The 9,457-nt window shown below is 47.2% G+C and carries 10 protein-coding genes; 2 read left to right on the top strand and 8 right to left on the bottom strand.

Annotation, left to right across the window (positions count from 1 at the left end):
- Window positions 1-64: 64 nt before the first annotated feature.
- The 4 genes from selD to nspC all read right to left on the bottom strand — a co-directional run bounded on the left by selD (window position 65) and on the right by nspC (window position 3,974).
- Complete coding sequence (gene selD, locus Q0174_RS05345) at window positions 65-1,087, bottom strand: selenide, water dikinase SelD (protein WP_298042107.1); 1,023 nt, start codon at window positions 1,085-1,087, stop codon at window positions 65-67.
- Window positions 1,084-1,680, bottom strand: a complete 597-nt coding sequence (yedF, locus tag Q0174_RS05340; protein WP_298042106.1) for a sulfurtransferase-like selenium metabolism protein YedF — start codon at window positions 1,678-1,680, stop codon at window positions 1,084-1,086. Before yedF ends, selD begins: the two co-directional genes overlap by 4 nt.
- A gap of 84 nt (window positions 1,681-1,764) precedes the next feature.
- Window positions 1,765-2,724, bottom strand: coding sequence for a formate dehydrogenase subunit gamma (locus Q0174_RS05335; RefSeq protein ID WP_298042105.1), 960 nt, complete (start codon window positions 2,722-2,724; stop codon window positions 1,765-1,767).
- A gap of 95 nt (window positions 2,725-2,819) precedes the next feature.
- Entirely contained in the window at window positions 2,820-3,974 is a 1,155-nt protein-coding gene (gene nspC, locus Q0174_RS05330) for a carboxynorspermidine decarboxylase (RefSeq protein WP_298042104.1), read from the bottom strand.
- An 87-nt stretch (window positions 3,975-4,061) separates the two neighbouring features.
- Here nspC and Q0174_RS05325 point away from each other — a divergent pair, with 87 nt between their 5' ends.
- Entirely contained in the window at window positions 4,062-4,283 is a 222-nt protein-coding gene (locus Q0174_RS05325; RefSeq protein ID WP_298042102.1) for a MoaD/ThiS family protein, read from the top strand.
- Window positions 4,284-4,298: 15 nt separating this feature from the next.
- Complete coding sequence (locus tag Q0174_RS05320) at window positions 4,299-4,808, top strand: molybdenum cofactor biosynthesis protein MoaE (protein ID WP_298042101.1); 510 nt, start codon at window positions 4,299-4,301, stop codon at window positions 4,806-4,808.
- A 52-nt stretch (window positions 4,809-4,860) separates the two neighbouring features.
- Here Q0174_RS05320 and Q0174_RS05315 read toward each other — a convergent pair whose 3' ends face one another.
- The 4 genes from Q0174_RS05315 to Q0174_RS05300 form a co-directional block, all read right to left on the bottom strand.
- Window positions 4,861-5,373, bottom strand: coding sequence for a hypothetical protein (locus Q0174_RS05315; RefSeq protein ID WP_298042099.1), 513 nt, complete (start codon window positions 5,371-5,373; stop codon window positions 4,861-4,863).
- A gap of 69 nt (window positions 5,374-5,442) precedes the next feature.
- Complete coding sequence (locus tag Q0174_RS05310; protein ID WP_298042097.1) at window positions 5,443-7,245, bottom strand: hypothetical protein; 1,803 nt, start codon at window positions 7,243-7,245, stop codon at window positions 5,443-5,445.
- Window positions 7,246-7,398: 153 nt separating this feature from the next.
- Window positions 7,399-8,034, bottom strand: a complete 636-nt coding sequence (locus Q0174_RS05305) for a protein-L-isoaspartate(D-aspartate) O-methyltransferase (protein WP_297896800.1) — start codon at window positions 8,032-8,034, stop codon at window positions 7,399-7,401.
- Window positions 8,035-8,316: 282 nt separating this feature from the next.
- Window positions 8,317-9,339 carry a ribonucleotide-diphosphate reductase subunit beta gene (locus tag Q0174_RS05300; protein WP_005869385.1) on the bottom strand — a complete coding sequence of 341 codons (1,023 nt, stop codon included), beginning with the start codon at window positions 9,337-9,339 and terminating at the stop codon, window positions 8,317-8,319.
- Window positions 9,340-9,457 lie beyond the last annotated feature (118 nt).

The following is a 9,457-nucleotide window of genomic DNA, read 5'->3' as shown; positions in this document are numbered from 1 at the left end:
CGGCGCGAAACGGAAATGTGATTATACAAGAGCGATGCTTAAAGGGGGCTGAATAGAAAAGATTTTAAACTAAATAAATTTTATGTTCGGCGCGCGCCACTACTTCGCCGATTATAGCGCTGCTGGCGTAACCTGCGTTTTTTAAATTTGAAAGCGCTCGCGCCGCGTCCTTTTCCGCTACGGCAAGCAGAAGTCCGCCGCTTGTTTGCGCGTCGCAAAGCGTTATGTCCGGCTCGGAATCGACGCCCGGTGCGATAAATTTTAAATTTTTATAGCTTCCGGCGGGGATTAGCCCCTCGTCAAGGCATCTGATGACGCTTTTTAGAAGCGGAATTTTGCTAGGATAAATTTTAAAACTCACGCTCTCATTGATCATTTCAAGCGCATGTCCAAGCAGTCCAAAGCCCGTCACGTCGGTCGCGGCATGTATTTTTAGACCCGCTAGCGCGCCCACGGCATAAAAATTTAACAAAATCATGCTCTCTATTGCGTCACGAAATTCTTCAAATTTAAGAAATTTCGCCTTAATAGCCGTAGCGATGATGCCCGTACCGAGAGGTTTTGTTAGGATCAGCAGGTCGCCTTCGCGCGCTGTATTGTTGCTCCAAAATTTGCGCGGGTTCACGCGCCCCGTGACGCTAAGCCCGTAATAAATTTCGGGGGTAGAGATGGTGTGGCCGCCCACCAAGACCCCTCCGCACTCTTTGATCTTATCTTTGCCGCCGCGCAGAATTTCGCGCAGAATTTCGTTTGAGAAATGACAATCGTCAAAACCCACGATGTTTAGGGCGTTTATCACTTCGCCGCCCATCGCAAATACGTCGCTTAGGGAGTTTGCCGCCGCGATCTGTCCGAAGACAAACGGATCGTCCACTAAAGGGGTGATAAAATCGAGCGTCTGCACGAGTGCAAGATCGTCGCTTATGCGAAATACGCTCGCATCTTCGTTGCTGCAGGTTGACGAAAGCAGGTTTACATTGGGCTCGATTAAATTTCCAAGATTTTCGGTTAGACCCGCCGGGTCAAGCTTGGCGGCTCAACCGGCGGCTGCAATAAATTTCGTGAGGTTAAAATCTCTGTAGATCATAGTTTGATTACTTCGTATTTCGATAGGACGTCCATGATTTCGTATGCATTTGAAATCTCGCCGATCGCGAGCTTATCGACCAGTTTGTAGCCCTCCAGACAGCTTCCGCAGCTTAAAATTTCAGCTCCCGCTTCGTTTAGCTTTTTGATTGCCTCAAAGCATTCGTGGCCGCGGTTCGTAGTTATAAGCACGGCGTTGTTTACGCAGATCACCTTCACTGGCTTTTCGTCTAAGCTTAGCGCCGCGCCTAAAAATTTAGCAAGCAAGCTCTTTCCGATCGGGCCGCTTCCACACTGCTCTTCATTTAGAAATATAACCTTGCCTCTTTTTGGCGCCGCGACGTCACAATAAATATCGTCGATACTTTCATCTTTCAGCTCGTCTGTTTTTATGGTTTTTATAAGCGTGTCGGCGCCCACTTGTGAAATTTGCGCTTCAAAGCCGTTTTTGGCCAAAAAGCGCTTTATATTTTCGCGCGGCGCTACGTCGTTTACTAAAATTTCTAAACTCTCTCCGATTTTTAGCTCACCGAGGGCTTTTTTGGTGCGCAAAAGCGGTTCCGGGCAATTTAAATTGCGACAATCTAGTGGCATATGTAATCCTTAAAAATAAAATTCTTTGAACCTCAAAGCTAATGCGAGCCCCACGTAAGCAGGCCCGCATAAAATTTACCCAAGTTATAAGCGCGGGTACTTCGCTTCAAATTGCGATTTAGCGATCTGCCCTTTATCGAGCAGCTCGCGATACCAGTAGTGGTGAAGGACGTAAACTTCCTCCTCCGGCTTGTGTCCGTCGATCATCGAGTGGATGGCACCGCTGATCGCAAAGACCGCCATATAGATATGCACAAGCAAAAATACCGCGCAGACCGCACCCAAAAAATTATGAATAATCGCGCTTGCTCTTAAAATTTCAATCTGACTCATACCTAGCGCACTTCTCATTGCGGGGATATCGTAGTCTAGGAAAAACATTGACGCACCCGTCGCTATCATCACTATACCGCCTAAAGTCGCGACCCAAAACCATGCCTTTTGGCCTGCGTTAAATTTACCCGCAGGGATTGCGCGCTTCTTTTTGCTTAGATAGCCGCCCACGATCATCATCCATCTGATATCGTAAGTTCGCGGTAGCATACGCCAAAACCATGCCACTAGCATAGGCACAACGGCAATCGCAAACGCTATCGTAGCCAGTCCGTGAGCGTTTTTACAAAACCTCACGAAAGCGCCGCCGCCGAATTCTTCGCCAAACATCATAATCAAGCCTGTCGGAACCAAGATCGCCCATGCGACGGCCGCTACAAGATGGTATAGTCGCTCAAATTTATTAAACGCATAGATCGGCTTGCCCGCATGATGATCGAAGTGCTTCGGTCCTATGATCGCGTAGTGCCCAATAAAAGCTATGATTACGCCCAAAACCGCACCCAGCGCCAACCAAGCAAAAAAGCCCGAGCTTTGCAGATGTCCTTGAAATTGCAGAAAAATCGGACCGAAGCCATTGCCGTAGCTATCGATGTTTTCAAGCCTTGCATTGCCCCAAACATCACTATTTCCCTGCACGATATCGGCATATTTTTTCTCTTCGGCCTGCGCATAAATACAGGCGAAAAGCGCGAGAAACAATCTTTTCATGGATTTCCTTAGGTATAAAATTCAAGCTGATTATATCATTTTTTGCAAAAAATTTTCTTACAAAGCAAAATTACATTTTTGCATTAAGTGCGGCGCTAGTTTCGCCTCGCATACTCGTCGTAGCCGAATTTTTTGATCATCAAAACCTCTCCGCGCTCGTCCGCCAAAACAAGATCGGGCAGCTTGATGCCGTTAAAGGTCGTGTTTTTCACGATCGTGTAGTGGATCTGATCCTCGAAAATCACCCGATCGCCAATATTTAGCGGCGCGTCAAATTTATACTCGGGCTGTCCGCTCTCAAGCCCTACGACATCGCCTGCAAGGCAGGTGTTTCCGCCGAAACGATAGCTAAATTTACCGCTCTTACTCTCGCCGCGTACCGCAGGACGATACGGCATCAGCACGGTATCGGGCATATGAGCTTCAGCGGAAGCGTCTAAAATAGCGATTTTAGCGCCATTTTCTACTATATCAAGCACGCTAGCGACCAAATACCCGCACTCCCAGCCGACCGCTTCGCCGGGCTCGAGATAAATTTCGACCTCGTATTTTTCGCGAAATTTTTTGATCAGCTCTATCAGCAGCTCCACGTCGTAGCCTGCACGCGTGATATGATGCCCACCGCCGAAATTTAGCCACTTTAGGGCTCTAAAATACTTGCCGAATTTCGCCTCGAAAACCTCGAGCACCCGCTCTAGGCTCTGAGCGCTCTCTTCGCACAGCGCGTGAAAATGCAGCCCCGAGATGCCGCGCAAAAAATCGCCGTCTTGCAAGATCGCCCGCTGCAGCGCCTCAAGGCTCATCCCTAGCCTGCTAAAGCTGCCGCACGGATTGTAAGCGTCTTTGGGCGCGAAGGAAGTTTGCGGATTTAGCCGCAAGCCGCACGATGCGCCCGCAGCAAGCGCTTTTGCGCGATATTTTTGCCACTGCGCGGCGCTATTGAATACGACGTGGTTTGAAATTTTTAAAATTTCATCCACATCATCCTCTTTGAATGCTGGCGAGTATGTGTGAATCTCGCCGTTTTTGATAAATTCCGCGGCAAATTTTGCCTCGTGCAGGCCGCTGCAAGTCGCACCCCAGAGGTATTTGTCTACATAAGGCATCGCGAAGCTAAACGCAAAGCCTTTTAGCGCACATAAAATTTTTGCGCCGCTTCGCTCGCCTACGCCGCGTAAAATTTCTAAATTTTTTACCAGTTTTTGCTCCTCGCACACGTAGGCGGGGGTCGAAATTTCATCGATTTTCATCGTTTTTCCTCATTAAATTTTTTCGCAATTATATAAAATTTTATAAATTTTTGGTTAAAATCGCCCAATCTTTAAAAAAGGATAAAAATGGTAGAGGTAGAATTTTTAGGGCCGATAGGGCGCGAGCCCCTGCGCCTACACGCAAACTCCTTGCAGGAAGTAAAAGCGGAGCTGCAAAAGGACGAAAGCCTGCGAGAGTGGCTTGCAAACTGCGCCGTAGCGGTAAATGATAAGATGATTTATGATGCGAATTTCGAGCTTAAATCCGGCGATCGCGTGAGCCTTCTGCCTCCCGTTTGCGGCGGCTAAGCTTAGGAGGCGGCGATGAGCGAAGCTAAATTTAATCCGGAAATTTTAAGCGGGATCGAGCCTGAAATTTATGAGGGCAGCTTGGACGTAGATGCGATTTTATCACGCTGGTACGCTAAATTTAAAGACGCAAATTGCGGTGCGTTCATTACCTTCGTAGGCATCGTGCGCGACGAAGGCGGCATCTGCGCGCTGAGCTTCGATATATACGAGCCGATTTTGCGGACTTGGTTTGAAGCGTGGCAGCAAAAGGCTGCGGCACAGGGCGCATTCGTTCTTTTTGCACATTCAAACGGGGGTGTGCCGATCCACGAAAGCTCCTACGTCGCAGGCGTCGTAAGCCCGCAGCGCAAGGTAGCTCTGGCGCTAATAAACGAGTTTGTAGAGGATTTCAAAGCGGCTGCGCCGATCTGGAAATATGACGTAAAGGGCGGCAAAATCGAGGGCGGCAAGGTAGTAGGCGGGAAGAGGATCTACGCGGCGGATCGCTCGCAGAGAGTAAAAGGCGCGGGACTTTTGGGCTAAATTTACTATTTGATTCTTAATTCAAAACTAGCGAAGTCTAGTTTAAGTTGTTTTATAATTTTTTTATGGACTTTATCCTATATTTCCAGTTATCGATAAATTCTACTTTATCTTTTAAAATACATGAATCCGTAGATAGCCATCCATCAGGCATCCACTTACCAAACTTTTTATTATAATACCTCTGTACTATTTTTTTCTTCCTATCATTATACAAGCTACACCATATCTTATATCGGATGCCTTTATAACCAACACTCCTTGCATTCTTTATATCTTTGCAAGCTGTTTGCCAGGTAATATATTTTTTATCATGTTCTGACACTGCATTGGAATAATCGGGCTTAGTCTTTCTGGGAAAAATTTCAACAATGAAATAGTTAAAATCAATTCTTCCGTCGATCCTATCACGAATATTGCTCTCAATTATATCAACCCACTTACCGATCGTATTTACGCTTCTCACCAAATCTCTAGTAATAAGAACTGCGGCGGAATTACCATTTCTAATATAACTAATATATTCTGCGTCATATTTATAATTATTTACAATGCTGTCGGTCATGGAATTTTTCCTCTAATATAAAATTCTGTTATTGCAAAATTTACTTTAAAATATATGTAAATGAAAATACTAAAATTTAAACACACCCTTAGCTTCTGCGATGCGCTCGCTAAGGCTTACAGCGGTATCTTCGCTGCTTGCTGCGCACCTAAAGATCGGCTCTAGCACCTCGACAAAAAAGCCGTTTAGCCCTTCTTGCATGATCTGAGCGTTGTTTTGATAGCGCGCTAGCCCCATAAATACGCCGTGCCCGATCACGCCGAGACCGCTTGCCTCATCGGCGATAAATTTATTCAGCGCCTTGCAAACCGCAACGACCGCGCTTGCATTTATGATCTCGCGGTCTCTTAAATAATCCTCAAGCGCGCCGTAATCGCACTCGCATCTGATCCATCTAAACGCCTTTGCAATCGACGGGGAAACGCATTTGTGCTCACTTAGAGTGCATAGGACGTATAAATTTTTAGGCACCGCGAAATATGAGCGGCCGTCCTTTAAAACGACGCTGGCGCGCTCTTTTTCGCCCTCTTCAAAGCCGTCGATTACGTGGGAGTTTTTCGTGCGGATAAGCGAAAGCTCGTCTTCCTTGTCGTAGCGACGATCCAAAAGTACCGCCGCCTCGCCAAAAATTTTATCCAAGCTCGCAGCGCTTGCATTGTCGATCAAAAAATAATACTCGCCCTTCGGATCGTTTAGCGCCTCTTTGCACAGCGCCTTAAACTCGCCGCTAATGAAGCTTTCGCCGTAAAATCCGTCGATGAAATCGCGGTATTCAAAGCCTTCGTGCAGGCAAACGTAGCGGAAATTTTTCGCTGCAAGTTTCTTTTCGGTGATCAAAGACCTCAGTCTGCGGGTTTTGCCAGTACCGATCGCGCCGTAAAAGATCGTATTTTTCGCAACCTCTTCGCTTTTGTAGTTCTTGACGTATTCGAAAAACAGCGACGAATAAACGATCCTGGCCGCGCCCACGACGTCCTGCGGATACGGGGTAAATTCCGCGATAAATCGCGAGCTTACTTCGTAAAATTCTTCAAAAATTTCAACCTTTTCGTCGTAGAGCAAGGATAAAATTTGTGCGGTTTCATCGCGATAAACGAGCGTCGGAAACTCGTCGTTGCACTGCGCAAATATGCTGGCTAGCAAATAGAGCTTCTCGCGCGAAATTTGCGCAAAATCGCCGTCCTCGGCAAGCCCTAAATTTAGCATCCCGTCGTCACTTAGGTAGCTGTCAATCAGATAGAAATTATCGGCATTTATCGCGGATTTTAAAAATTCCATCAGCACGAAGGGCTGATTATGTAGCGCGACGTCGAAAAAATCGATCGCCAAAGCGCTATCTACCGCCGTAAGAAGCCTGTAAAGCTCGTCGTAGAAATTGACTAGCTTTTGTTTGAAAATATCGCGCGCGGTGCGCTCCTGCGAATAGCTATTGAAATTTTTGACGATATTTTCGATAAAAACATAAAGCGAGACGATGTTTTTATCCTCGCCGCTAAGCACGCTATCTACGCTTTTTACGGCATTTTTAGGAAACAGCTCCTTTTTGCCGACGATGCGGTCTTTGAAAGCGAAATCGTAATAAAACGCGCTGATATTGGAATCAAAAAACTGATCCATAAAGAAATACTCGGCGTGCGCGAACTTCTCGCCCAAAGATAAAATTTTGCAGCTTCTAAGATTGCCGTCGCTGAGATTTATATATAAAGTTTGCAAAAACTCGCTCTCGGTCTCATCAAAGCTCGCCAAGCAGCGCTTTATCTCGCCTAAATACTTTGAGATCGCGGTTTGTTTTTTGAGCCAGAATTGGTTTTTGTTGTGATTTTTCCAGCTAACGACCAGCGACTCTATCTTTTCCTTGCTAAAATCTTGCATGACTTATCCTTGTAAGATTAAAATTGTGTATTGTACTTGAATTTAAATAAATAATTAATAAAACTCTGATCTTCAGCGGAGTGCAAAAGCAAATTTTATTAAATTTACGCGCCCGCGGCGGTAGGAAATTTTAAAATTTACTGCGCGCTAGATCTATCCGCGACCCTGCACCAGCGGGACGAATTCGCAGGCGCCAAGCTCCTCTTCTTTGATCTCGCTTGGAGAAATTTTACTAAATCTAACGATCTTTTGCGAGCCGCCCCTATTCATCGGAGCAACCAAAATTCCGCCGATTGCCAGCTGCGCAAACAGCCGCTCGTCGATCCGCTCGGCGCATGCGGAGAGCAAAATCCTATCGAAAGGGGCGAAATTTTTCCACCCGGCATTGCCGTCGTCGTGGCGCAGGCTGATATTTGAAATCCCAAGATTCGCAAAGTGCCTTTTCGCCTCGCCCACCAGCCGCTCGACGCGCTCGACGGCAAAGACGCGGTGAACCATCCTGCTTAAAATCGCCGCTTGATAGCCGCTGCCGCAGCCGATCTCTAAAATTTTCTCGACCTTCGGATCGACGCTTAGCGCCATCGTCATGCGCGCTACCGTCAGCGGCGAGCTGATCCACTGACTGGCTAAAATGGGCTGCGCGTTAAGGCTGAAAGCGTGCGCGCCGAGCGGAGCAAACTCGCTTCTAGCGACGCTGCAAAACGCCTCAAAAAGCGCCGGATTTAAACTCACCTGCTCGGCGATGTCGTTCGCCATCTTTTCACAGCGAAGCCGCTCTAGCGAGACCATGGCGCGCTCCCGCCCCGCCCGGCGTCAAATTTAAAGCCGCGAAAGTTTCCGCCCCGTCTAAATTCCAAACCGATAGAGTTTTTAAAAATACCGCCAAAGTGCCCATTCCGCGCCAAAAGAGCATGAGCTGCGTTTTTTAGATACATAGCACGGCTAAATTTTAAAAATTTTGCAGGTAATACGCCTTCTGCGTTCATCGCACGTCCGTGCGGCGCAGGACAAGTATCTGCAAAGTATCCGTACCGCGATACGGCGGAGCAAAATTTTAAATCGCAAAATCCGCTAAAAATCATCGAAACTCAAACTTCCTTTGCTATAGTTCGTGACCTTGCTCTCGAAAAAGTTGCTCTTCTGATCGTTAAATTTAGAAAAATCATCGACCCATTTTATCGGATGTTTCGCGTCGTATCGCTTCTCAAGCCCGATGGCAAGCAAGCGCTGATCGACCAGATAGTGGATGTATTCTTCGATGATGTCGTCCGTAAAGCCCATGATTTGGTTATCCGTGATGTATTTGCCCCAATCTATCTCTAAGTTTCCCGCCGTCTCGAACATCTCGTAAATTTTATCCACGTTGCGCTTATTAAACAGATCGGCGCGCTCCTTGCGGACGGAATTTATCATGTTTTGAAAGAGTAGCAGATGCGTGATCTCGTCGCGCTGTATGAAGCGGATCATCTGCGCGCTGCCTAGCATCTTGCCCGCGCGAGCAAGCGCATAGATCGACGTAAAGCCGCTGTAGAAGTAGATCCCCTCTAAAATTTGATTCGCCACCATCGCTAGCAGCAGCTTATCGTCGCTAACCTCGCCCGCAAGCTCCTCATAGACGCTTGAGATGTAGTCGTTTTTTCTGCGGAGCATATCGTCGTGCTTCTCCATCTCGTAGATCAGATCGGTGTTTTCGCAGATCGCCTCGACCATGACGGCGTAGGATTTGCTGTGGTTGGCCTCCTCGTAGGCTTGGCGCGCGAGCACGGCGTTGATCTCCGGAGCCGTGATGTAGGGGTTGATATTATCGGCGAGATTGTTGGTCTGAAAGCTATCCATCGATATCAGCTGGCTCCACACGAGATCATACATCCGCTTCTCGGCGCTTGTGAGATTGAAGTTGTAATCGCGCACATCATCGGTGGTATCGACCTCTTTAGGAAACCAGGTGTTGGCCTCCATCAGATCCCAAAGCTTCAGCGCCCATTGATATTTCGCCTTGGTAAAATTTAAAATACCCTGCGGATTGCCGCCGAAGACCTTGCGATCGGTAAGGGTCTCGTCGGAGAAGGGGTTGTAGATTTTTTTCCTATCCATTTTTTGCCTTTTTAAAAATTTCGGCGTATTTTAGCCAAAGCAAGCTAAATTTACCTTTTGTTTTGAAGCGGCAATGGCTACACGGCGTGAAATTTGGCGCGAAGTTAAATTTACGCGG

It is taken from the genome of uncultured Campylobacter sp. (assembly GCF_937996225.1).
In the GTDB taxonomy this organism is placed as follows: Bacteria; Campylobacterota; Campylobacteria; order Campylobacterales; family Campylobacteraceae; genus Campylobacter_B.
This window is presented reverse-complemented; position numbering and strand designations above follow the sequence as displayed.